We start from the raw sequence: 21,849 nt of genomic DNA on the forward strand, positions 1-21,849 counted from the left end.
GGTAAAAATGAGAAAAACAGAAGAACAGCTGATTAAAGAACTTGCAGAGAGAGATAAAGAGTTAAACTTCCTTTACAGTATCTCAGATATTGTGGATAGCCATGGCAAAAATATCAATGAGATCGCCGGAGGAATAATAAAACGCCTCCCAGGTGCACTTCAGTACCCCGATATTGCCTGTGCTGAAATTAATATTAAAGGTGAGAAGATCAGAACCGAACCTTTCAGGGAGACTGAATGGCAGATGTCAGACCAGCTTAAGTTTGAAGGAAGGAGAGTTGGTGAGATATCAGTATATTACATGGAAGAAAAACCCGGCTTTGATGAAAGCCCGTTCTTAAAAGAAGAAGAAAAACTGCTTAAAACACTTTCTGAGAGAATCAGCAAAATTATTGAGAGAATATGGTCTGAAGAGGCGCTTGTTGAGAAAACAAAAGAGATAATCAAGTTATCAACCCCTGTTACGCAGATATGGAATGATATCCTGATTCTGCCGCTAATCGGCACACTGGATTCTGAGAGAACTCTGCAGATGATGGAGGAACTTCTGATAAAGATCAGGGAAACAGGTGCAAGATTCATCATTATGGACGCAACCGGAGTTGGGACGATAGACTCCGCTGTTGCTGCAAATATTCTGAAAACCTCGCAGGCTGTAAAGATGCTCGGTTCACATATGATCTTTACCGGAATTAAACCCGAAGTTGCAATGACTATGGTGCATCTCGGAATAGATCTTGGAGATATAATAACAAGGGCAACCCTCCAGGAGGGTGTAGAATATGCCCTGGATGAGAAGGGCCTTGCAATCGTAAAGAAGAGCATGATCATTCAGAGGCAGTAAACCATGGAGAGAATACCCATTCTGAAACTGCAGAGCTATCTTCTGGTTTCTATTCAGACAGATCTCCATGATGTAATAATCACTGCCCTTCAGGAGGATATTCTTAAGGAAATATCAGAAACAGGCGCAAGAGGGGTACTGATTGACATCTCTGCTCTTGACCTTGTGGATTCATTTATGGCAAGGACTCTGAGGGACTGCGGGATTATGGCCGGACTTTTGGGTGCAAAAGTTGTAATAACCGGAATTCAGCCGGCAGTTGCCATAACTCTTGTTGACCTTGGTCTTGACCTCTCCGGAATAACAACCGCATGTGACATTGACAGCGGTTTTGAGATATTGCAGGAGATCTCCGCGATAAAATGACATTATATTATTACGGAGCTTCAGTATGTTCTTAAAATCGGTAGAGATAAAAGATGAGAGCGATATTCTGACATCGAGACGGATGGTCAGGGACGCTTCTCTGGGTATGGGATTTGGGATAGTGGACCAGACGAAACTTGCAACGGCAGCATCTGAACTGTCCCGGAATATATACCGTTATGCAGGTTTTGGGACAGTCAGTATTGAGAGCATAAAAAATCCCGACGGAATTAAGATAATATTTGAGGATGAAGGGCCGGGGATGGAAGATACTGAACTTGCCATGAAAGAGGGATATACTACAACTCCGGGAAGCCTGGGGCTTGGCCTTTCGGGATCAAAACGCCTTGTTGACGAGATGACCATAGATTCTGAACCGGGAAAAGGGACAAGAATTGAGATAATCAAATACCTGCCATGAACTCAGAATACAGGTGCAGGCAGGTATTTCTGGATGCACATAAATCAGCGGTAAAAAACGATATACACGGCCTTGCATCCCGGAATAATTTCCCGGATAAAATAATAGACGAGATCGATATCATTGCCGCAGAACTTGCCTCAAATCATATAAAACATGATACAATAAACGGGAGGATGAAATACGGAGTATTTAGTGACGAAAAATCCGGGATATATCTTGAGATAATTTCAGAAGATGAAGGGCCGGGCATCCCGGATTACGAACTTGCACTTGAGGACGGCTACACGACCTCATCCAGGAGTATGGGTGTCGGACTTGGTTCAGTAAGAAGACTCTCTGACGAATTCAGCATAAAATCCAGCATCTCGGGAACGATAATACGCATAAAAAAATACGAGGAAAAATTACCTTCTGTTCCGGAGAAAAGTCTTAGAATAAGTGTACTTACACGCCATCATCCGCTTGAGAACGTCTGCGGTGACGGCTATTATATTGAGAGGTTTAAAAACGGAGCATGTATAGCTGTGATAGACGGGCTTGGACACGGGATTCATGCACGTGAAGCTTCAGCATGTGCAGAGGAGTATTTAAGGCATAACGCTTCCGCAGAACCGATCAAATCCCTGCTTGAGGGACTTGGTGAAAAACTTAAAAAGACAAGGGGTGCAGTGGCGGGCATCATGTTCATCAATGAGGATAAAGGAATTATGGAATTTGGAGGTGTGGGCGATATATCAGTTCACCTCTATCCAAAGGAGGAACACATAAGTTTTCACTCGGTACCCGGAATACTGGGTATGAGGAGAAGAGAAGTTACCATTCAGAGACATCCCTGGGTGAGCGGTAAGAGTATGGCGGTCATTCATTCTGACGGTATCAGTGCAAAACTGGACATTAACGGCTGCCTGCCGGAAGAACGCCCTGAAAGAATAGCACATTATATAATGAATGAGTACTGGCGGAAGAATGATGACGGAACAGTTGTGGTGGTGAAATAATTGAATGACAAACCGGATATAATTTACCTTCAGGAGAAACTTGACAGGAAAACAAAGGAAGTTCAGGAGTTAAGCATTGAACTTGAGAAGACAAATGAAGGCCTTATAGCTCTTTATACCGAGCTTGATGATACAAACCGGATGCTCACGGAGAGCAATAAAAAACTGAAGGAGGAAGAGAAGAGGCTTCTTTCTTATCTCTTTGAAACCGTAAACAAGACCAGAAATCCGGTTGTGAGCATCACCAGAAATCTGGAGCTTCTTGAAGAGATGACAGTTCAGGATGATTTTGACCGGGATGATGTAAAAGCTATAATTGAGGTGATTAAATCCAATGCAAAGATGATCAATGAGAATATTTCTGAGCTGAATAAGGTCGCCCTTGCCGGCTCAGACAGGGTGCTTGACCATTACAGGGAATTCCTGACAGACCAGAGGGAATAATATTTCCGGGCAGGAAATACTATGAATTTTATAGCATATGAAGAGAAATGCCACGCAATATTTTGGATAAACGCCGGGAAATAATTCAATGCCTGTAATAGCAGAGGCTCTGTCTGAATCTGATGTCATTATAGCAATGGCGGAGGCAGGGACGCTAAGAAAAAACGTTATAACCAATATATCAGAACTATGCAGCCTTGGATTTGCGGGGATTGTGATATCTATCAACGAACCATGGCTGATAATGAATAAGGCTCTCAGTAAAAACGGGACAGATACATCAAAACTCTTTTTCATAGACTGTATAACCATTACGGCTGTCGGACAAAAAAAAGATGAGAATAACTGTATATACATCAACAGCCCGGGACAGCTGACAAATATCGGAATTGCACTGACCAGGGCTATGGGCGGGATAAAGGATAAAGAGAATCTCTTCTTAATGATAGATTCGGTGAACACGATGTTTGTCTATAACGATTCCACTCAGATCATCCGCTTCCTGCATATGTTTGCAAATAAGGCAAGGCTGAATTCTTTAAAAGGTATTATGTTTTCTGTAAAAAATGCGGTTGACCCTGTCATCTCAGCACAGCTTGCAACCTTTGCTGACGAAACTGTGGACCTTGATGCAGATGAATAAACCTAAATGACAGTCATAATTCCGGTCATAGCTCTTTTTTTCCGGAAAAAAGGGTATCTTAAACAGCCGGATAGTGGGGAGAATAAATCATGTTTTTTCTTAAAAAAACTGCAATTACAGACAAATATGACAGAATCAGATAAAAAAGGGGAATTTTCGGACAGTATGAAGAAATTCATACAGAGGGTATATCCGGAATATAGTCCTGAGCTGGTTGAACCTCATCTCGTCTGTATAAAACGATTTGAAGAGAGGTTCTTCTGGCTTGATGAGATCTATGATAACCGGGAGAGATATAATCTCCACTGGGCACTGCATGAAGCCGGAGACATTTTTAAGAGCCTTATGGATGAATCCGGGACGAATATAATCAATTCCATCCAGAAGCACTATACTCAGGAAGAGAGGAAAAGGCTTAACGAACTTACATCAAATATGGACCGGGTTGCAAGGGAAAAAGAATCTGCAATCGCACGCAGAACAGAGTACTTCAATACTATATCCAATCTTGTCACACTTGTGGACATAATTATTTCAGTTGTTCTGATTGTCATCATCTCAGAGATTTCCCATGTGGGAAACGCTATTTTTGATCCGGTCATTCTTGTTCTTATCTTCACCGGAATTGTAGCATTTCTGAAGGTTACACTTGACCGGTTTATTATTATTCCATGGGTTACCGGACTTGGATGGAAGAAATACCTGAGTGAGGTAGAGGCGACAAGGCAGATTCTGGTTGATGTAGAGGCAGTTAATGTAGTGGTAATAGCGGCGATTAAGGAAGAAAGGGCTCCTGAGGTGACATATAAACTGATTGAGAGAGGTACCAGGGAGATCTCCCTGATATGAAAACAGATTCTGAAATTAAGATTTCCGGTCCTGAAATACTGAACCGGCACCCTAAAATTGTTTAAGCTGAACGGTTTACTGCTCTTATTCAGAGGGATAAATTTGATCATACAAAATGTCGGGAATCTCTCTTTGATGGTTTAAGCGGAGAGAAGATTAGCAGAAGAGCGATGGAACACCAGAAGCATATTAAAGGGGAATAATCCCGGAAATCAGAAAATTGGAGAAGAGTCAAACATACCAATTACGATTAGTACCAATCAGTATTAGGAATTTGTTGACGTGAGTTAAAACAGGAATTTCCTATACAGCAATATGACAATAACGTTCTAAAATCTCTGAGATAGCGAGATTAACCGGAAATCAATCAGACATTAAAATATTCTGATAAAACACATAACTCCGGGCATAATTGGTATTCTGCCGGCAAATTATATAATCAGCAGGTTATTCATCACCGGATATAAGAACGAAATGATCCAGTTCACTGCGAAGTGGAGCATTGTTATCGGAGTAATTCCCAAAGCCTTTACACGGAAATCACATTAATTCTGAAAACTGAAATATTCAGACACCAAACCTCTTTTTAACAAAATATTGCAGGATTATAGTATAATGCAGAACTTTCCGGAATAATCCGGAAAGTTTGCTTATTACTATGAAGTGCGGCATAAGTGCATGGTTTGGAATAATCTCCATTACACTCCGATCATCCCAAAACATTATGCGATGCACTATAATAATTTGTATATTCTCAGGAATTTTAGTTTGTGTTCCGACACAATCAGATTATTTTAAGAATTCCCCATAATAATTATGACTCAAAACCATTTGACAATCTTTTTTTATGATTAAAAATAACAAAAGTAATACCAAATTTAACAAAAATTAATAATTGTTACAACAAATTGGATTGGTTGTATGAAAGATAATAAATTCGGCAAATGGATTATTCCGGCAGTATTACTTATGATTGTACTGCTCACCCTGCCTGTTATGGGTTCACCAGTTGTTAACCGGGATGTTTCGGTTTCAGGAGATAAGGCAGAAGTCACTTTTACAGTTGAATCAGATGAACCGTTCGCAGTCGGAATTTTAGAGACTGTACCTGACGGATGGGTTTTTGCAGAGGACGACAGTATGACCTCTTCATCAGGAAACTTTGAGACTGACCAAAAAAACAGCAAAATAGCGTTTTTTCTCTCGGATGAAAAGTCAGTATCATATGAGCTGACCGGAAACGGAGACGGGAAGACGGGGTTTAAGACTGAATGGGTAGACCTCCTGACACTTACTCCGGATATGAAAGAAGGAAAGGAGAGATGGACAGCACTTGGTATTGGTGCTGTGGAAGAGAAAGGCAGTCCGGATTCAGGTATGGAGAAGAGTCCCGGATTTGGAATTATTGCGGTAATTGCAGCATTTATCGCAACCGGAGCAGTTCTGGCAATATCCGGCAGAAAGGAGGAATGAGATATGAAGACATCAGTTAAATTTCTGATTACTGCCCTGACAATGACCTTTTTTGTAGTTTTTCCGGCAGTTGCAGGCGGCTCACTTCCGCTGGGAGCAGACGGGGAGATTACAGAAGAGATGGTATCAGATGCGGTATGCGGCTATATGCTTGGCAATAACGACCTGACACTTGACGAAGTCTCGGACGCAGCGTATGTCTATAAAGTCTGGAATGGTAAACCGCATACCGTAACTGACATGGACGGACGTACCATGACATTTTACCGCCCGATAGAACGGATAATCACCACAAATCCTGATAATTCACGTCTTGTGATCGCTTACGGCAACGGCGATCTCCTTGTCGGATCAGACGAGTGCACAGTTGGTTCACGCTGTGTATGTCCGATGACCACCGGAGATGAGATCTACTATGAGGAATGCTGGGAGAGCTGCACAGACGGCGGACTTAACAATGTCCCGCAGACGAGCACAAGATATGAAGTCAATTATGAACTTATGACCTCACTTCAGCCCGACATCATCTTTGAAGCTGAGTTCTGGAAAGACCGTGCGGAAGACATGGCAGAGAAGACAGGTGCTCCGGTCTTTGTTTCCGGATGCGACTTTGAGTACAGCACAATGAAAAACCACTTTGTATCAGTAGGAGATGCTCTTTCAAAGGAGAAGGAAGCAGGAGAACTCGTCTCCTTTATGGATAAAAAGATCAATATGATAACATCCATAACAGACAATATCCCCGAAGATGAAAAGCCGACCGTTTACTTCGCTCCAAGAGGCGCAAAGAAGGGATTTTATGACGCAAAAGAGGGCAGGGACTTTACAAGAACAGTAAACACCTATGATGCCCTCACTATGGCAGGCGGAATCAATGTAGCAGAGGAATGTGCAGACGGTGATGTAAATGTGGCAATTGAACAGATAATCGCCTGGGACCCTGATGTAATTCTTGTTGCATGCTCTGATCCCGAGGATGCAGGTCTCCAGTTTATCATCGATTCTCCTGAACTTCAGTCGATTAAAGCCATCAAAGAGGGTAAGGTCTACAATGTTTTCTACCCCAACTGCCGTGGCCGTCCGACTGACATCAACCTCATCAACCTGATCTATATCGCAAAGATACTCTATCCTGACAGATTTGCAGATATTGACATTGAGGCCGAAGGTAATGAGATAGAAAAAGCATTCCTTGGAACAGACGGTGTATATACAGCATATTCTGAGTACCTGAAATTCCCCGTGGAGCAGGAGATATAATGGATATAATCGATTATAACCTGATATGGAGGATATTGAGGAGGAAAAACAACAACCCCTCTTTTGACTGGGACAGCAGAGCAGCTTCATTTAATAAAGCGGTTTTGGGCGGAACAGATGAAGCACTGAAAAATGTCAGAGCACTGGGCCTTATGCCCACCGATACTGTTCTCGACATGGGTGCAGGAACGGGGAGATATACAGTCCCTCTTGCACAGAATGCCGCCCATGTAACTGTTCTTGAACCTTCAGAAGGCATGCTTGCCTTTCTTAATGAGAATATGAAAAGCGCCGGACTTGAGAACTATTCGGTCGTCAGACAAAAATTTGAGGATGTAAAAGCCGGCATTGATATTCCGGTGCATGACGTTGTCTTTGCATCCAACTCACTCGGTTTTGATGACCTTAAGGCCGGACTTGATAAACTGAATTCACTTGCAAAGAGAACGGTAAATATTCTCTGGTTTGCCGGGCCGATGCGGCATATGCCTGACCCTGAGCTTATGAAGAGGCTTGGGGCTGAAGCGGCTGATATGACAACTCCGGATTATCTCACCATTGTGCATGTTCTGCACAGTATGGGCATTTACCCCAATGTTTCGGTTGAGAAGAGCATACGGAGGCTGAGTTATGACTCTCCTGATGAAGCGTCTGACTTCTGGACAGAGAGGGGAAATTATACAGAAGAAGAACGGGAGATAATCAGGGAGTATATGAAAGAGACTCTGATACCTGATTATTCCGGCATATACAGGACAAAGAGAGTCTATTATCCGGTAAGAATCTGGTGGAATAAGGAGGATTTCTGCAATGACTCCGGAATATGAGCCGGTATCTGAACATGCAAAAAAACACAGAATTGAGCGTAAGAAAAAGCTTGAAGAGGTTCAAAACGAACATAAAAGGCTTCAGGGAAGAAAGTATCTCTTCCTTGCCGGAATTTTAGGTGCGATATTTATCGCAACCGGATTTATAATCACGCTCGGACCCCTGGACATCTCTATTTTACAGGTATATGAGACACTTTTTGCAAGGTTTATTCCTTCAGTCTTTAACATGGACGATGTCTTTGAACAGGTTGTGTGGAATATCCGGTTCCCAAGAATCATCGGCGGCATCTTTGCCGGATTCGGGTTTGGCATATGCGGATGCGTCATGCAGGCGGTGCTGAAAAATCCGCTCGCAAGCCCTTTCACACTCGGAATTTCAGCCGGGGCACATTTCGGGGTAGCCCTTGCTGCCGTATTCGGGGTTGCCCTGATCGGCGGGGCATATATCTTAATCGCCAATGCTTTCATCTTTGCAATGGCATGCTCCTTTTTTATTGTCGCTCTTGCGGCTCTGAAGGGTGCGACATCCGAGACGCTCATCCTTGCCGGAATTGCGGTTAACTACCTATTCTCAGGTCTCTCCCAGCTTATGGCATATTTTGCAAATGACGAGCAGCTTCGCCTTATGACCACATGGGGTATGGGGGACTTATCTGCGTTTTCCTGGAATAAGTTTCTGCTATTCTTTGTTATCTTTGCAGTATGCACACCTCTTCTGATGTCAAAGGCACAGGATTTAAACCTGATGACAATCGGGGATGATTCTGCAAAGAGCCTCGGAGTTGACGCTGACAGGGTACGGATGTTTACAATGATTGTCTCTTCTTTTCTTGTTGCGACCATCGTCTGCTTTACGGGGACAATAGGCTTTATCGGGCTTGTTGCGCCGCATATGGCAAGAATGATAATCGGGGCTGATCACAGGATATTAATTCCGGCATCCGGAATTCTTGGGGCAATGCTTCTTATAGCCGCTGATGCGGTTGCGATGAATGTTATCGGACCTGTGGTAATCCCTACCGGAATTATGACCTCACTGCTTGGAGTGCCGTTCTTCCTGTATCTTATACTTAAGGGTAAGAGAAAGGAGTTCTGGCAATGAAGGTAAAACTGTCGGTTAAGGGCCTGGAATTTGCATATGATTCTGTTCCGGTTCTAAAGGGTCTTACTCTTGACATAAGGGAAGGGAGGATGGTCTCAATTCTCGGACCCAACGGGTGCGGGAAGTCCACATTTCTGAAATGTGTCAACCAGGTGCTCAGTCCGAAAACGGGCCTTGTGGAGGTTGACGGTGAGAAGGTATCCGGAATTTCAAGGCGGGAGCTTGCAAAGAGGATGTCGTATGTGCCCCAGTCGTCTGTACGAGTCTTTCCGCATACTGTCTTTGATGTAATTTTAATGGGAAGAAGGCCGCATCTTGGCTGGACAGGTTCAGGGGAGGACGAGGAGAGGGTCTGGGATGTGATAGACCTTTTAGGACTTGAGGATATTGCACTCTCCTCTTTTAATGCACTATCCGGCGGGCAGCAGCAGAAGGCACTCATCGGAAGGGCACTGGTGCAGGAGACCGGTTTTATGCTGCTTGATGAGCCGACTTCAAACCTTGACCTCTGGCACCAGATGGATGTGATGAGAATTGTTGAAGAGCTTGTCGCAGAGGGCAAAATCACGGCCATGATGGCGGTTCATGACCTGAATATGGCTGCGAAATACTCAGATGATATAATTATGATGAAAAACGGGCAGATAATCGCCGCAGGAGAACCGTGGGAGGTTTTGACACCGGAGAATATCTCAGGTGTTTACGGGGTTGAGGCCGAGGTGAGGGACCTCGGTGACGGAAAAACACCTCTTGTTGTTCCGATAAGGCAGATGAGAAGTGACTGCTGTATGCCGGTTCCGCCGTGATACTTTCATATAACATTTCCTGATTTTTTTAAGAGAATTAAACCTGTCATATGAACTGCATGACAGGTCCACCATTCGGGCGCAACTATATTCACCGTGAAGAGAAGAGTATCTTAAACAGCCGGACAGTTAAGAAAATAATTCAGGTTCCTGCCTAAAAGATTGTAATCACTGGTAAATATGAATAAATCAGATAAAAAAGGGGAATTTGCCGAAAGTATGAAGAAATTCATACAGAGAGTATATCCGGAATATGGTCCTGAGCTGGTTGATCCTCATCTCTGCTGTATAAACCGGTTTGAAGAGATGCTACTCCGGCTTGATGAGATCTATGATAACCGGGAGAGATACAATCTTCACTGGGCACTGCATGAGGCCGGAGAGACTTTTAAGAGCCTGATGGATGAAGCAGGGACAGATATAAGCCAGTCCCTTCAGAAGCATTACACTCAGGAAGAGAGGGAGAGGCTTAAAGAACTTACATCAAAGATGGACTGGGTTGCAAGAGAAAAGGAATTTGCAATCTCACGCAGAACAGAGTACTTCAATACTATATCCAATCTTCTCACACGTGTGGACATAATAATATCAGTTGCTCTGATAGTCATCATCTCGGAGATTTCCCATCTGGGGAACACTATTTTTGGTTCAGTCATTCTTGTTCTTATCTTCACCGGAATTGTGGCATTTCTGAAGGTTACATTTGACCGGTTTTTTATTATCCCATGGATTGCCAGGCTTGGCTGGAAGAAATATCTCAATGAGGTAGAGGCAACAAGGCAGATTCTGGTTGATGTAGAGGCAGTTAATGTAGTGGTAATAGCGGCAATTAAAGACGAAAAGACCCCGGAGGTGACATATAAGCTGATTGAGAGAGGAACAAGGGAGATATCCCTGATATCAGATCATATATTTTTTCCGGATTAAAAAAATCACTGCCTGGATTATACAGCTAAAAACAGAAAATAAAAGAATTATAATTATGTATCAGGAGTTATGACGTAGCCACCCTTCCTCCGGGAGGCATGCCTCCCTGTGGCCCAAGTGCCTCTTCAAGCTCTTCAACAGTAACTCCAAGCTCTGATGCGGCTGCATTCAGATCAATGTCAGCCCCTCCACCCATGCCGCCAAGTACAGCAATAAGCTGATCCTCTGTCACTCCGAGGGTTTCAGCCGCTAAAGCTAAGTCCGGCTCAACACGGACATCTCCCGGCATTTCCATCCCTCCCGGAATTCCTGCTTCTGTTCCTGCCCGGTCCACATTCTCAGAGGGCATCTCTTCCGGATTTATCTCTTCACCTGTCATTTCAGATCTTGTCACTTCAGGAGCCGGAATGGAAATGGGAGCAGCAGTTATCTCTGCCTGACTCTGTGAGGTCGTATCTGCTGACTCTGACTGTGATGTGCAGCCGCACGAGAGGAAGCATAATGCCATCAATGATACTGCAAACAGTAAAAATATTTTATTTTTTCTTTTGATTTCCATGTTATTACCACATATAATTATTATTCTTATTCTGCCGCTATGCACTCAGAAAGGATTATAACAGAGATTGTCTGCCCGATTCTGATTATCTGTCAGATTCAGATCAATTACCTGAGCCTGATTCATTTACTAAGGTCGTATCCATTTCAGATTTATCACATGCTTTTAACTCCGATCCATCTGTGATTTCATTATCCGTTCCAGGTTTGTTATCCGGTTTCAAACCGGATTTATCACCTGAATCTGCTTCTGATTTTTCAGCTGAATTTCCGGAATAGAATATCCTGATTTCAGCCGCATCACGCAGGAAATCAATCTTTAAGACATCCACATCCAGAATATTCAGACCGGTTCTTTCTTTAAGATCCTCAATCATCTCCGCTTTTTTATCGGCTTTTACGAGATCTATCTTCTCATAGAGCACCTCTTTCTGCATAATCTCATTTTTAAATCCCCAGCCGTTTTCAAGAATCCAGATGACGGCTATCACTGCCAGGTTTATGACAGCGATTCTGGTGTATTCACCCGATTCAAAGAGCACTGAATTCAGAATCGGAAGGGCAACCATCACAAAGAGATATGTCATCTCCCTGATGGGAACAGTCTCCGTCCTGTATCTCAGAATGGAGAAGAGAGCAAAAAGCCCAAAGCCCGCACCAATAGAGAGTTCAATGCTTGTGAAGAGGCCCATTATAAAATACACTATCACATTGAATGCAAGAAAAGTGAATATGAAATTATGTTCACTCTTCCTGGGGTAATAGATGAATCTGACGATAATGAAAGCACTGATGAAATTTATTACAAAACCTGCAATGAGCAGCATAGCTGAGTTTAGCAGCACAGTGCTTCACCTCCGGAAATCCGGGAGAGGTACATCAGGTTTGGCTTGAACCGGTTGTGCTTCAGGTGTTTATAGATGAGTGATACCCCGATGCAGTACTTTGAAAAGCTCCTCTTGCGGATACCAAAAGCCTGCATTACAGAGAGTGCTTTAGAGTAGGAAGCGTTCCTGCTGCTCTTCACTTCAGCGATTACAACTTCAGGCAGTGAAATTTCATCATCAGAATTACTGAAAGTAAGACCAAAGTCAAAGGTGATTCTCTCATCGTAGTTCTTTGATACAAAAGTTACCCTTGAATATTCTGTTGTCAGAACCGGGTGGAAATCATGATAGTCATATGGAAAGTTAGACTTCAGGAAGAGATCCTGCTCTTCTTTTGGGAGTATGCCGGATTCACTGGTTTCTATACGCTTCTTTATCGTAACCCCGGTATTCTTCTTCTCCTTAATCTCCACATAACTCTCTCCTGAAGAGAGATAACGGCGGGTTCTGAGCTTATAGCGGTTCAGCTTCCCGCTGTGGTGCTGGTGATAGGTTATAAAGGAGTTGTCATCATAATAGACAGTTTCATAACCGCTTACTGTGCAGCCTTCAACATCAAGGAGTCTGTAATCTCCGGACAGTGCAGAGATTATCTCAAGGCATTTCTCAAAGGTCATTAGGTATTTTGACTCACGCCTGCTCATGAGACTGGCATCAGATCTCTTCAGTTCATCAAGGGTTATTATTTCATAATTATCTGTTCCGGATGAAATTTTCCGGATAATATCATCTGCGGTGTTGTTATTTTCATCCGGAATTTTCTGTGCTGTTGGGTTCATATCTGTATCTCCATATTTTTTGTTATTTTTATTGGCCGGAGATAAACTCCATGACCGCATTATAGCGGCTGTATGTATGCTCTATCAATTCATTCAGTGATTCAGCGAAGTCTTCCGGACTTTCAAGATGGGTATAGCCCTCTGTTTCACCATTCTCACCTGTGACGTACGGTTCAATCATCGAATGGTAACGGGTGTATAACTCTTCCATCTTTTCAGGCTCAAAGGAGTCATTTGCAACCATCTCAAGATAATCCAGATATTTTCCGTAGTAAACCGGATCATCGGCAATGTACCTTATCAGAGGCCAGTTATCCCCGGCATCGTCAAGGGACAGTGATAGACTTTTTCCCGTTCCGCCTCTGCCATCTCCCGCTGCCTGACCATTTCCACCCTCATTTCCGGGGAAGAAACCACCCTGCCGGGGATTTTCAGCAACACTGTCAGCCTGAAATCCGGCCATATTCTCCATGAGAACGGGATTTTCTGCCGGGAGTTCTCCTTCATTTCCGGCCATGCCGTCTCTCAGGGCGAAATTATTGTCCCAGGGTACCCAGGTTATTCTGCCGTCTGAAGGGTCTGTATAGAGGTAGAAATTCCGGCAGTTTCCGCCGTATGTATCCCAGTTCTGGATGACTGTATTTGTTGCCAGCCATCTGAGGAATTCATCAACATTAAGGACAGATTCAAGATCTTCCCTCCACTGTTGCGGATCTTTGGTTCTGAGATCAGAGTTGAGGATTTCATACAGTGATTCTACATCAGTCCAGTCTGCCTCATCCTCATTTGTCTTCTTCTCAAAGGCTTCTGTATCAAATGTGCCTTCTGCGAATGTTGCCCCGTCGCCCTGCGGTTTGTAAACATTTCCGGAGTCGTCTTCAAACTGTGTCTCTGTTACAGTGTCTTCGATACTTTCGACCATTGTGTAGAGGCCGAAATATACCGGACCTTCACCGTAATCGACATATACCCTGTAAAATGCTGTGTACGGTGCAGGGACACCCGAATCACGGAATATTGAAGGCACTATCATATCACGCATCAGCGAATCATCACCATAGCCGCTCTGAAGATTTAATTCATCAAAGCCGTAGAATCTCTGGTTTTTTATCGCCGGATTTTCATCCTCGAACTTATCGAAGTTAAGCTTAAATGAGATCTTGTTATTTCCTTCGCTCCATGAACTTCTAAGCGTCATCTGCCCCTTAAAGCGGATACCAACATCCTCCCATTCAAGCCCTTCAAATGTGACATCTGACCGGACATATACGGGGGTTGCCTCATCTATCATTCCATCCGGGCCGCCCTCCGGCATACCGCCGTTTTGCCGGTCCGCAGGATCTCCGGGATTTACCATTTCGGAACCGTGGTTTTTCGCACTGAAATCCTCAGGGATATTTCCGGCACCGAAGTTTCCATCTCCGTTATTTCCGCCGGGCATGCTCTTTGAATCTGAATTCCCGAATTCACCGTATATTTCAGTCATATTGTCAAGCATCTCCTGCCAGTTTTCAGGAGATATTGTGATATTTATGACCTGGACCTCATCGTCCGGAAATACAACTGAGTAATCAGGATCTGCCTTATTGCCATGTGAGGGGTCATCTTTCTCCCATGACGGTTCTGTGGATGTTAATGAAGAGTCTGTCAGGCCTGAATCCGGTGATGCTATATCGCCCTCATTTCCTGCACCAATACAGCCACAACTAAAGATTAACACCGTAAATGCAAAAATGACCGATATTTTTTTGCCGGAAAAAATATTCAGTCTCAGCTTCTCTTTTCCTTTAATATTCTTAGTATTATCAGCTGTCTTCACCACAATGTACAGTAAGTTTTACATTATGTTATAAATATGATACACATAGTGGCGGTTAAATGTGGTGCTGATATGATTATCAGCCCTGCATCATGAAAATCAGATCAGACGGTAAACAGGTACCGGAAAATTATAATACTAATCACGATTAGTACTAATCATGATTAGGGATTTTATTGATCGTGAAGAAGAGAGGGAGGTTCTGAAGAAGGAATGGAATTCAGATGGCGCCCGTCTCATAATAATCTATGGCAGGAGGCGTGTTGGAAAAACAAGGCTTGTAAACGAATTCATAAAAGGCAAAGAGGGTATAATGTTCTTTGCCGAAGATGTCACAGTTCAGATTCAGATTAACGGCCTCAAAGCCGAAATTGCCGGATATTTAAACGATGAACTCCTGCAGGGCCTGACAATAAAATCATGGACTGAGTTATTCACATATATTCTGAAAAATCCGCCTGAGAAGAGATCATACCTGATAATAGATGAATTCACATACCTGATAAAAAGCGATAAAAGTATTCTTTCAGCAATCCAGAAGGCGTGGGACAGGGGACTTTCAGATTCAAACTGGTGCATCATTCTCTCCGGATCCCTGCTAAACCTGATGAGTGAATATGCTCTCTCCTATACCTCACCGTTATATGGCAGAAGAACAAGAGATATGCTCTTAAAACCTCTTGAATTTAAAGACGCAAAACTATTTCTCAGCCAGAATGAAAAAGACAGCTTAAAAACCTATTTCACAACCGGAGGAGTGCCTGAATATCTGCAAAAGGCATCAGAATATGGGACATTTGAAGAATTTGTGAGAAATGAATTTTTCTCAAACTTCGGTTACTTCTATCGTGAGCCTTATTTCCTCCTGTCACAGGAATTCCGGGAATTAAAGACCTACCAGGGAATACTGTCAGCCATTGCAGAAGGCAGGACAAAACCTTCTGAGATTGCAGTAAACTGCGGAATTGATACCAGAAAGATATATCCATACCTCGAAGGACTGATAAGGCTTGGATTTATCGAAAAAGAGACACCATTCTTAAGCAGCCAAAAATCCGGGATATACATAATCAAAGATTCTGTTATTGATTTCTGGTACAGTTTTGTAAGCACGAACAGAAGTGAGATTGAGAGAGGATGTTACACGAATACTGACTTTAACAAATATTTCGGAAAGAAATTTGAGTCTTTTGTCAGAAATGAGATTGCACCGGCTATATTTCCCAAAGCCAGAACCGGCAGATGGTGGCATAAAGGAGAGGAAATTGATCTGATTGCAGTAGATGATAATGCAAAGATGATAGTATTTGCAGAAGTAAAATACGGAACAAAATCGGCATCCGATGCCTTAAAAATACTTAAAAAACTTGAGAAGAAATCAGAATACGTCAATAACAGCACAAAAAACAATGAGGATTACATACAGAAATATGCGTTGTTTGCCGGAGAAATCACTGATAAAGATAAAATTATGGACAGAGATAAAACCAAAGGGGATAATTATCTGGTTTATGATCTTGACGATATGCTGAAATATCTGATGTGATAAATAATTTCATATGCTACTCTGAGAAATGATGAAATATCTGGTATGACAATTATGAATCCTGTAAATTTTGTAATGGAATGTGAGGATTAAAATGAAAACAGATTCTGAAATTAAAATTTCCGGTCTTGAAATACTAAACCAGCATCAAGGCAATGGTCGAAGCTGAACGATTTATCGCTCTTATTCAAAGGGATAAATTTGATTATACAAAATGGCGGGAATCCCTCTTTGAAGATTTAAGCGGAGAAGAGATAAGCAGAAGGGCAATGGAGCATCAGAAGCATCTTAAAGAGGAATAAGACCTGAAAATGTAACCAGGGGGTTCATGGATGACTTTTTAAAACTGATCATCCCAGATTAATTCAGCCATATTATAAGAGCAAAAAGAGTTTTTTATTCAAATAAATCATCTACTGAACCCGATGTAACATTCCCTGATTCATAGTTTGCAACAGCTTCTTCAGCTCGCCTTTTTATCTTCTCTCTTTTTGATTCTGCAAGTCTCTTCCTTTTAACCTGCAAGGAGAACTGCATTTCCCTCCGGAAAAGATGCTTTCTAATCATTTCATTGTTCCTCTTCTATTCTTTCAGTCATGTAGTTATTATAAAATATTCCTTCAGGAAAGACATTCACCCCTATTCGCAGATCAAAAAACACATTATTTAAGAGCGCCAGAAAAATGTGGTGGTGAAATAATTTAAAAAATACAAAATATCTGAAGTTTAAGGCTGATATCTGGCAAATAGAGAACTAAAAATAATATATAGACTATCATTAAGCATGACCACAACAAAAGATATTTTGCCAGATGAAGTATTTAAATACCCACACAATTTGATGAAAAGCCGAAAAAGAGAACTACATATCAATTCATCAGAATGGTGATCTCAATAACAATGGCATCATAGACATCGGTGATGTGTCAAGGGTTGCCTATATGGTTGCCGGAAAAATACCTGAGAACCTGGAAGCAGATTTCAATGGAAACGGAGTTGTTGATATTGGAGATGCCTCAAAGATTGCTTACTATTTCATAGGCAATGTTGACGAACTGTAAGTAATATCAATTCCCACAAATAACAAAATTGACCAACAATCACCCTTTTTAAGTAGTCCTGTTAATTGGAGCATGATAATACCAGTTGCAACCTCACCAAAAAATTATATATACATATATAATCAAATACCAATTATGACTACTACTGCAAACAGGGCTGATCACTCCCCAAGACTTGATACAATCCTAATGGTCGAAGAATTCATTAAAGAAAACAGCGGAGAATACAAAAAAACTGAGCTATGGAACAATCTCCCTAAAAAAATGATGTATCAGACATTTATGAAAATTATTGATTATCTAATATCATCCAACAAAATCGGAGCAGATGCAGAAGGATATATTATCTGGATATACAACCCGGAACTTTATAAAAAATATGCTGCACGTGAGGATCTAAGGATAAGATGAAGTGCAGAATTACTTTCTGTGATGATGAACTTAAAAAGCAGTGGGATTCACTTAATACTTCTAAAAAACATTCAGACATTCAACTCTTAAAAGAATTAAACAGTGCATTCGATAAAATTGAACATAATCCATTTTGTGGGAAGAGAATACAAAAAAAACTAATTCCAAAAAGTTTTCAGAAAAAATACGGCCCATTGGACAACCTTCTGAAGTACAACCTTTCATCTTCCTGGCGGTTATGCTACTATATTACATCTGATGATAACGGAGCAATATCAGTGATTGTCAAATGGATGGATCATAAAGAATATGACAGAACCTTTGGTTATCACTCATCATGAAACCAATTTCTGATATGGACCTGGCGGGATTTGAACCCGCGGCCTTTACGATGCGAACGTAACGATCTACCCCTGATCTACAGGCCCTGACCAGCAATCCCCCGATAATTGTCAGGCAATTATTGTATGATCTGCATTAATTAAAACATGCCGGAATTATACAGGTTAATTATTTCAGGTAATTATTCAGGTAATAATTTTGGGCGATAGTCCCCGAACAACAAACCCCACCATCAGAATGCCCGGTAAAAGGCGTCAAAAAAATATTTCCCGGCCATATTTCAATACAGAAATACGGCAACATCAGATTAAATTCTCAGATAACGAACAGATATCAACCGGAGATCGATCATAGATTTTCCGGATAACAATCAGAGATCAACCGGAAATATAAGATATCAAGAAATTCCTGTGAAAAATCACAGAATAATCTCAATATCAAGTTTCTCTGCAAGTTCTTTGTATCTGTTCCTGATTGTAACCTCAGTCACACCGGCAACCTCGGCAACCTCACGCTGTGTTCTGCGTTCTCCGCCAAGAATTGACGAGATATAGATAGCTGCGGCAGCGACACCGGTCGGCCCTCTTCCGCTTGTAAGCTCCTTCTCACCGGCCTGCCTGAGGATCTCAACCGCCCTTGACTGGACCTCACCCTTAAGGGTAAGACCTGAACAGAAACGCGGCACATAATCAATAGGAGATGTCGGCAGAAGTTTTAATCCGAGTTCCCTTGAGATAAACCTGTATGTCCTTCCGATCTCCTTTCTTGAGACACGGGATACCTCGGCAATCTCATCAAGCGTTCGTGGGACATTGCACTGGCGGCAGGCTGCATAAAGTGCAGCTGCTGCAACACCCTCAATACTCCTTCCGCGAATGAGATTCTTCTCAACAGCGTCACGATAGACTACAGCCGCAGTCTCACGGACATTCCTTGGAAGACCAAGAGCAGATGCCATACGGTCAAGTTCAGATAGTGCAAATGCAAGGTTTCTCTCCGTAGCATTTGATACACGAATCCTCCTCTGCCATTTACGCAGACGGTAAAGCTGTGCACGGTTCTTTGAAGAGATTGCACGGCCATAGGAGTCACGGTTTCTCCAGTCGATCATTGTTGAAAGACCCTTGTCGTGAATTGTGAAGGTCATCGGTGCACCGACACGTGAACGCTTCATCCTCTGGTCATGATCGAAGGCACGCCACTCAGGACCGCGGTCAATAAACTCCTCTTCAAGAACAAGACCACAGTTCTGACAGGTCAGCTCAGCACGTTCATAATCCTGCACAAGCTGGCGGCTTCCACACTCAGGACAGACAGTCTTTGTGGAACTCTCGTGCTTATTCTTTACCTTCTCAACCGTAGTTGTTCTGTTCTTAAGTGCCTCTCTCTGGCTCTGGAGTTGTTTAAGTTTTTCAAGTTCCTGCATATTTGTATCACCGAAATATTATTTTGTGTAGAGTTTTTCACCGGCTATGCGATTCTTTGTGCTCCTGCAGCTGACAGTCGCATAAGGCTTTTTTATATTCCCGTATATCTCAACCAGTTTACCGACAGGTTTTTGTCTCCTGTCAACAACATCTGAATAGAGACGTGGAAGCTGAGCCGCATCACAGTTTATTACCAAAAGATGCTCACTTTGAATAAATTGTACATTGCCTGCCAACTTCAAAAAAATCATTCCTTAAAATCCGGGTAACTGGCGATAATTCGCAACCTATATATATTTATTCTTAAACTATAAAAAGATTTCGTGAATATTTATATAATAATTAACTTCAGAACAGCCAGCTGATATTTTCCATAGATAATATACTATTTGAAGTTTTTTCATCCATCCCGGCACCCATGGCAACCGCCCTTCGCGCGTATGAATCCATCAGATCCCCCGGCCCGTGTGCATCGGAGTCCACAACAATCCGGCAGCCGCATAACTCTGCAACCTTTAAAACATGACCGTTTGTCCGGTTATGTCCGCCCCTTGACGTAATCTCAACGGCAACACCGTTCTCAGCCGCCAGAAGGCCCTCATTTTCAGTTATAAAGCCAGGATGAGCTAAGACATCAACATCAGGACAGCTGCATGCAGCCAGATTAGTCCCTGGGCAGACCGGCTCAGTGACAGTTTCGCCATGCACAATAACAACCCCTGCACCCTCATCCCTTGCCCGCCCTGCAAGCCGTGCAATCTCACCGGGAGGAACATGGGTAATCTCAACTCCGGCAATCACATTCACGCCATAAAGAGACGATGAACCGATAACCTCAAGGAGAGACGAGAGTACAGAAGAGATATTAGAGGCATCCACATGGTCCGTAATACCTATTGTCCTGTAGCCCAGAACAGAAGCTCTCCTCACAAGTTCGGAAGGTAAAAGCTCCCCGTCTGAAAAAACAGTGTGGGTATGAAGGTCGTACATCTTTATTTTGCCCCGATCCCGGCAGCTATCTTCTTTAAAAGTTCCTCTTTAGGCCCCAAATATTTTACACGAACCCGGCCCTTCTTCTCCAGCCAGAACGCAGGATGGCTCTTCTCCTCGACAACCGGATTTAAACCGGCTTTTTTCACCGCAGAAACTATCAAATTCAGATCAGGAGACTGGACTGCAAGATCTTTCGGCACGCGCCTACCCTCACTGCGCTTCAGTTTCTGATCAAAATAACAGGGATAAATGACCAGCTCTTTTTTCATAAATAATATATGACAGGTGCACTTATTAACAGATCCCAGTCAAAATAGATCTTATGCATCATATTGACGTAAGCATCGAAAAAGACGTATTCGATGCTAACAACAAACTTGCACATAAGAACTTCCACAGGTTAAAGGAGAACAATATAAGAGCCATAGACCTTCTTGGTGCAATAGGATCAGGAAAAACAGCCCTCATAGAAAAAATTGTCCCTGAACTGAAGAAGAGAGGCATAAGAGCCGGAGCAATAGCAGGGGATGTCTGGGGAGACGACGACTTCAAAAGGATTGTCGATACCGGAATTCCGGCTGTAAACGCAAACACAGGAAAAGAATGCCACCTGGACGCACATCTGGTGGAGCATTCAATTGAGAAACTTCCGCTTGAGGATATTGACATACTATTTATAGAAAATGTAGGCAACATGGTCTGCCCGACTGACTTTCAGCTGGGCGCAGAGAAGAGAGTCGTTGTGGTGAGCACAACCGAAGGCGATGATGTCGTAAATAAGCACCCGATGATGTTTAGAAACGGCAATATTGCGGTTATAAACAAGACAGATCTCGCAGATTACGTGGATTGTAACATCTCAAGAATGGAGGACGACATCCACAAATATAACCCGGTAATGCCCGTATTCAGAACCAATATGAAAACCGGAGACGGAATAGCCGAACTTACAGATGAGATACTCCGGTAACGTTTGCGGTTAGGTTAAATATTTTCAGGATGAATATATATAGCAATTCAGGTGAATGGAAAAGCCGGACAATGACCGGAATTTCCGACA

At 42.7% G+C, this 21,849-nt stretch carries 28 protein-coding genes and 1 tRNA gene; 19 read left to right on the top strand and 10 right to left on the bottom strand.

Annotated elements, in window-relative coordinates; genetic code table 11:
* Positions 1-7 precede the first annotated feature (7 nt).
* The 13 genes from METLIM_RS15810 to METLIM_RS12460 all read left to right on the top strand — a co-directional run bounded on the left by METLIM_RS15810 (position 8) and on the right by METLIM_RS12460 (position 10,966).
* Positions 8-844: an STAS domain-containing protein gene (locus METLIM_RS15810; protein ID WP_004078929.1), complete on the top strand. Its 837-nt coding sequence runs from the start codon at positions 8-10 to the stop codon at positions 842-844.
* 3 nt (positions 845-847) lie between these two features.
* Positions 848-1,210, top strand: a complete 363-nt coding sequence (locus tag METLIM_RS12405) for an STAS domain-containing protein (RefSeq protein WP_004078930.1) — start codon at positions 848-850, stop codon at positions 1,208-1,210.
* Between the two features lie 25 nt (positions 1,211-1,235).
* Positions 1,236-1,631, top strand: coding sequence for an ATP-binding protein (locus METLIM_RS12410; RefSeq protein ID WP_004078931.1), 396 nt, complete (start codon positions 1,236-1,238; stop codon positions 1,629-1,631).
* Positions 1,628-2,632, top strand: coding sequence for an ATP-binding protein (locus METLIM_RS12415; RefSeq protein WP_004078932.1), 1,005 nt, complete (start codon positions 1,628-1,630; stop codon positions 2,630-2,632). The genes METLIM_RS12410 and METLIM_RS12415 overlap by 4 nt, the downstream gene beginning before the upstream one ends.
* The gene (locus tag METLIM_RS12420) at positions 2,633-3,076 is read left to right on the top strand and encodes a hypothetical protein (protein WP_048145997.1); all 444 of its coding nucleotides are present in this window, start codon (positions 2,633-2,635) and stop codon (positions 3,074-3,076) included.
* 88 nt (positions 3,077-3,164) lie between these two features.
* A complete protein-coding gene (locus METLIM_RS12425) occupies positions 3,165-3,719 on the top strand; it encodes a DUF7504 family protein (RefSeq protein WP_004078933.1) in 555 nt (184 codons plus the stop codon).
* 126 nt (positions 3,720-3,845) lie between these two features.
* The gene (locus METLIM_RS12430; protein ID WP_157202318.1) at positions 3,846-4,568 is read left to right on the top strand and encodes a hypothetical protein; all 723 of its coding nucleotides are present in this window, start codon (positions 3,846-3,848) and stop codon (positions 4,566-4,568) included.
* Between the two features lie 921 nt (positions 4,569-5,489).
* Positions 5,490-6,041 carry a hypothetical protein gene (locus tag METLIM_RS12435; protein WP_004078935.1) on the top strand — a complete coding sequence of 184 codons (552 nt, stop codon included), beginning with the start codon at positions 5,490-5,492 and terminating at the stop codon, positions 6,039-6,041.
* 3 nt (positions 6,042-6,044) lie between these two features.
* Positions 6,045-7,301: an ABC transporter substrate-binding protein gene (locus METLIM_RS12440; protein ID WP_004078936.1), complete on the top strand. Its 1,257-nt coding sequence runs from the start codon at positions 6,045-6,047 to the stop codon at positions 7,299-7,301.
* Positions 7,301-8,128 carry a class I SAM-dependent methyltransferase gene (locus METLIM_RS12445; RefSeq protein ID WP_004078943.1) on the top strand — a complete coding sequence of 276 codons (828 nt, stop codon included), beginning with the start codon at positions 7,301-7,303 and terminating at the stop codon, positions 8,126-8,128. The genes METLIM_RS12440 and METLIM_RS12445 overlap by 1 nt, the downstream gene beginning before the upstream one ends.
* Positions 8,112-9,233 (top strand): FecCD family ABC transporter permease, encoded by a 1,122-nt coding sequence (locus METLIM_RS12450; RefSeq protein ID WP_004078944.1) that lies wholly within the window; start codon positions 8,112-8,114, stop codon positions 9,231-9,233. The genes METLIM_RS12445 and METLIM_RS12450 overlap by 17 nt, the downstream gene beginning before the upstream one ends.
* A complete protein-coding gene (locus METLIM_RS12455) occupies positions 9,230-10,039 on the top strand; it encodes an ABC transporter ATP-binding protein (RefSeq protein WP_004078945.1) in 810 nt (269 codons plus the stop codon). Before METLIM_RS12450 ends, METLIM_RS12455 begins: the two co-directional genes overlap by 4 nt.
* 180 nt (positions 10,040-10,219) lie before the next feature.
* Entirely contained in the window at positions 10,220-10,966 is a 747-nt protein-coding gene (locus tag METLIM_RS12460; protein ID WP_004078946.1) for a hypothetical protein, read from the top strand.
* A gap of 67 nt (positions 10,967-11,033) precedes the next feature.
* Here METLIM_RS12460 and METLIM_RS12465 read toward each other — a convergent pair whose 3' ends face one another.
* From METLIM_RS12465 to METLIM_RS12480, 4 genes are all read right to left on the bottom strand, one after another.
* The gene (locus tag METLIM_RS12465) at positions 11,034-11,525 is read right to left on the bottom strand and encodes a hypothetical protein (RefSeq protein WP_004078950.1); all 492 of its coding nucleotides are present in this window, start codon (positions 11,523-11,525) and stop codon (positions 11,034-11,036) included.
* Positions 11,526-11,628: 103 nt separating this feature from the next.
* The gene (locus METLIM_RS12470; RefSeq protein WP_004078952.1) at positions 11,629-12,369 is read right to left on the bottom strand and encodes a DUF4956 domain-containing protein; all 741 of its coding nucleotides are present in this window, start codon (positions 12,367-12,369) and stop codon (positions 11,629-11,631) included.
* Positions 12,360-13,190, bottom strand: a complete 831-nt coding sequence (locus METLIM_RS12475; protein WP_004078953.1) for a polyphosphate polymerase domain-containing protein — start codon at positions 13,188-13,190, stop codon at positions 12,360-12,362. Before METLIM_RS12475 ends, METLIM_RS12470 begins: the two co-directional genes overlap by 10 nt.
* A gap of 28 nt (positions 13,191-13,218) precedes the next feature.
* Positions 13,219-15,009 carry a CotH kinase family protein gene (locus tag METLIM_RS12480; RefSeq protein WP_052300923.1) on the bottom strand — a complete coding sequence of 597 codons (1,791 nt, stop codon included), beginning with the start codon at positions 15,007-15,009 and terminating at the stop codon, positions 13,219-13,221.
* A 160-nt stretch (positions 15,010-15,169) separates the two neighbouring features.
* Between METLIM_RS12480 and METLIM_RS12485 the strand changes: the two genes are divergently transcribed.
* Complete coding sequence (locus METLIM_RS12485; RefSeq protein WP_004078957.1) at positions 15,170-16,555, top strand: ATP-binding protein; 1,386 nt, start codon at positions 15,170-15,172, stop codon at positions 16,553-16,555.
* Positions 16,556-16,710: 155 nt separating this feature from the next.
* Positions 16,711-16,857, top strand: coding sequence for a hypothetical protein (locus METLIM_RS12490; protein ID WP_217177979.1), 147 nt, complete (start codon positions 16,711-16,713; stop codon positions 16,855-16,857).
* Positions 16,858-16,951: 94 nt separating this feature from the next.
* On the opposite strand, the gene METLIM_RS16755 is transcribed toward METLIM_RS12490, so the two are convergent.
* Positions 16,952-17,122 (bottom strand): hypothetical protein, encoded by a 171-nt coding sequence (locus METLIM_RS16755; protein WP_004078959.1) that lies wholly within the window; start codon positions 17,120-17,122, stop codon positions 16,952-16,954.
* A gap of 356 nt (positions 17,123-17,478) precedes the next feature.
* Between METLIM_RS16755 and METLIM_RS17210 the strand changes: the two genes are divergently transcribed.
* The 3 genes from METLIM_RS17210 (at position 17,479) to METLIM_RS12500 (ending at position 18,368) form a co-directional block, all read left to right on the top strand.
* Positions 17,479-17,616 (top strand): hypothetical protein, encoded by a 138-nt coding sequence (locus tag METLIM_RS17210; RefSeq protein WP_157202320.1) that lies wholly within the window; start codon positions 17,479-17,481, stop codon positions 17,614-17,616.
* Between the two features lie 72 nt (positions 17,617-17,688).
* Positions 17,689-18,027, top strand: a complete 339-nt coding sequence (locus tag METLIM_RS12495; RefSeq protein ID WP_245543542.1) for a hypothetical protein — start codon at positions 17,689-17,691, stop codon at positions 18,025-18,027.
* Entirely contained in the window at positions 18,024-18,368 is a 345-nt protein-coding gene (locus tag METLIM_RS12500) for a hypothetical protein (RefSeq protein WP_004078962.1), read from the top strand. Before METLIM_RS12495 ends, METLIM_RS12500 begins: the two co-directional genes overlap by 4 nt.
* Positions 18,369-18,383: 15 nt before the next feature.
* On the opposite strand, the gene METLIM_RS12505 is transcribed toward METLIM_RS12500, so the two are convergent.
* The 5 genes from METLIM_RS12505 to METLIM_RS12525 form a co-directional block, all read right to left on the bottom strand.
* Positions 18,384-18,455, bottom strand: a tRNA-Ala gene (locus METLIM_RS12505).
* Between the two features lie 332 nt (positions 18,456-18,787).
* Positions 18,788-19,795: a transcription initiation factor IIB gene (locus METLIM_RS12510; RefSeq protein WP_004078963.1), complete on the bottom strand. Its 1,008-nt coding sequence runs from the start codon at positions 19,793-19,795 to the stop codon at positions 18,788-18,790.
* A gap of 18 nt (positions 19,796-19,813) precedes the next feature.
* A complete protein-coding gene (locus METLIM_RS12515) occupies positions 19,814-20,047 on the bottom strand; it encodes an H/ACA ribonucleoprotein complex subunit GAR1 (protein ID WP_004078972.1) in 234 nt (77 codons plus the stop codon).
* 97 nt (positions 20,048-20,144) lie between these two features.
* On the bottom strand, positions 20,145-20,786 hold the full coding sequence (locus METLIM_RS12520; RefSeq protein WP_004078974.1) for a histidinol phosphate phosphatase domain-containing protein: 642 nt from the start codon (positions 20,784-20,786) through the stop codon (positions 20,145-20,147).
* A 2-nt stretch (positions 20,787-20,788) separates the two neighbouring features.
* Entirely contained in the window at positions 20,789-21,058 is a 270-nt protein-coding gene (locus METLIM_RS12525) for a signal recognition particle subunit SRP19/SEC65 family protein (protein ID WP_004078977.1), read from the bottom strand.
* Positions 21,059-21,111: 53 nt separating this feature from the next.
* Here METLIM_RS12525 and hypB point away from each other — a divergent pair, with 53 nt between their 5' ends.
* Positions 21,112-21,759, top strand: coding sequence for a hydrogenase nickel incorporation protein HypB (hypB, locus tag METLIM_RS12530; protein WP_004078979.1), 648 nt, complete (start codon positions 21,112-21,114; stop codon positions 21,757-21,759).
* The last annotated feature ends 90 nt before the right edge of the window (positions 21,760-21,849 follow it).

It is taken from the genome of Methanoplanus limicola DSM 2279 (assembly GCF_000243255.1).
Lineage (GTDB): Archaea > Halobacteriota > Methanomicrobia > Methanomicrobiales > Methanomicrobiaceae > Methanoplanus > Methanoplanus limicola.

Excerpts from the sequence above, each read along its gene's own strand:
- METLIM_RS12495 (WP_245543542.1), top strand. The coding sequence starts at position 17,689 with ATGATAATACCAGTTGCAACCTCACCAAAAAATTATATATACATATAT.
- METLIM_RS12455 (WP_004078945.1), top strand. The coding sequence starts at position 9,230 with ATGAAGGTAAAACTGTCGGTTAAGGGCCTGGAATTTGCATATGATTCT.
- METLIM_RS12520 (WP_004078974.1), bottom strand. The coding sequence starts at position 20,786 with ATGTACGACCTTCATACCCACACTGTTTTTTCAGACGGGGAGCTTTTA.
- METLIM_RS12525 (WP_004078977.1), bottom strand. The coding sequence starts at position 21,058 with ATGAAAAAAGAGCTGGTCATTTATCCCTGTTATTTTGATCAGAAACTG.
- METLIM_RS12430 (WP_157202318.1), top strand. The coding sequence starts at position 3,846 with ATGACAGAATCAGATAAAAAAGGGGAATTTTCGGACAGTATGAAGAAA.
- METLIM_RS12510 (WP_004078963.1), bottom strand. The coding sequence starts at position 19,795 with ATGCAGGAACTTGAAAAACTTAAACAACTCCAGAGCCAGAGAGAGGCA.
- METLIM_RS12435 (WP_004078935.1), top strand. The coding sequence starts at position 5,490 with ATGAAAGATAATAAATTCGGCAAATGGATTATTCCGGCAGTATTACTT.
- METLIM_RS12485 (WP_004078957.1), top strand. The coding sequence starts at position 15,170 with ATGATTAGGGATTTTATTGATCGTGAAGAAGAGAGGGAGGTTCTGAAG.
- METLIM_RS12465 (WP_004078950.1), bottom strand. The coding sequence starts at position 11,525 with ATGGAAATCAAAAGAAAAAATAAAATATTTTTACTGTTTGCAGTATCA.
- METLIM_RS12500 (WP_004078962.1), top strand. The coding sequence starts at position 18,024 with ATGAAGTGCAGAATTACTTTCTGTGATGATGAACTTAAAAAGCAGTGG.
- METLIM_RS12450 (WP_004078944.1), top strand. The coding sequence starts at position 8,112 with ATGACTCCGGAATATGAGCCGGTATCTGAACATGCAAAAAAACACAGA.
- METLIM_RS12415 (WP_004078932.1), top strand. The coding sequence starts at position 1,628 with ATGAACTCAGAATACAGGTGCAGGCAGGTATTTCTGGATGCACATAAA.
- METLIM_RS12490 (WP_217177979.1), top strand. The coding sequence starts at position 16,711 with ATGGTCGAAGCTGAACGATTTATCGCTCTTATTCAAAGGGATAAATTT.
- METLIM_RS12460 (WP_004078946.1), top strand. The coding sequence starts at position 10,220 with ATGAATAAATCAGATAAAAAAGGGGAATTTGCCGAAAGTATGAAGAAA.
- METLIM_RS12445 (WP_004078943.1), top strand. The coding sequence starts at position 7,301 with ATGGATATAATCGATTATAACCTGATATGGAGGATATTGAGGAGGAAA.
- METLIM_RS12425 (WP_004078933.1), top strand. The coding sequence starts at position 3,165 with ATGCCTGTAATAGCAGAGGCTCTGTCTGAATCTGATGTCATTATAGCA.
- hypB (WP_004078979.1), top strand. The coding sequence starts at position 21,112 with ATGCATCATATTGACGTAAGCATCGAAAAAGACGTATTCGATGCTAAC.
- METLIM_RS12515 (WP_004078972.1), bottom strand. The coding sequence starts at position 20,047 with ATGATTTTTTTGAAGTTGGCAGGCAATGTACAATTTATTCAAAGTGAG.
- METLIM_RS12405 (WP_004078930.1), top strand. The coding sequence starts at position 848 with ATGGAGAGAATACCCATTCTGAAACTGCAGAGCTATCTTCTGGTTTCT.
- METLIM_RS15810 (WP_004078929.1), top strand. The coding sequence starts at position 8 with ATGAGAAAAACAGAAGAACAGCTGATTAAAGAACTTGCAGAGAGAGAT.
- METLIM_RS12410 (WP_004078931.1), top strand. The coding sequence starts at position 1,236 with ATGTTCTTAAAATCGGTAGAGATAAAAGATGAGAGCGATATTCTGACA.
- METLIM_RS12440 (WP_004078936.1), top strand. The coding sequence starts at position 6,045 with ATGAAGACATCAGTTAAATTTCTGATTACTGCCCTGACAATGACCTTT.
- METLIM_RS12475 (WP_004078953.1), bottom strand. The coding sequence starts at position 13,190 with ATGAACCCAACAGCACAGAAAATTCCGGATGAAAATAACAACACCGCA.
- METLIM_RS16755 (WP_004078959.1), bottom strand. The coding sequence starts at position 17,122 with ATGATTAGAAAGCATCTTTTCCGGAGGGAAATGCAGTTCTCCTTGCAG.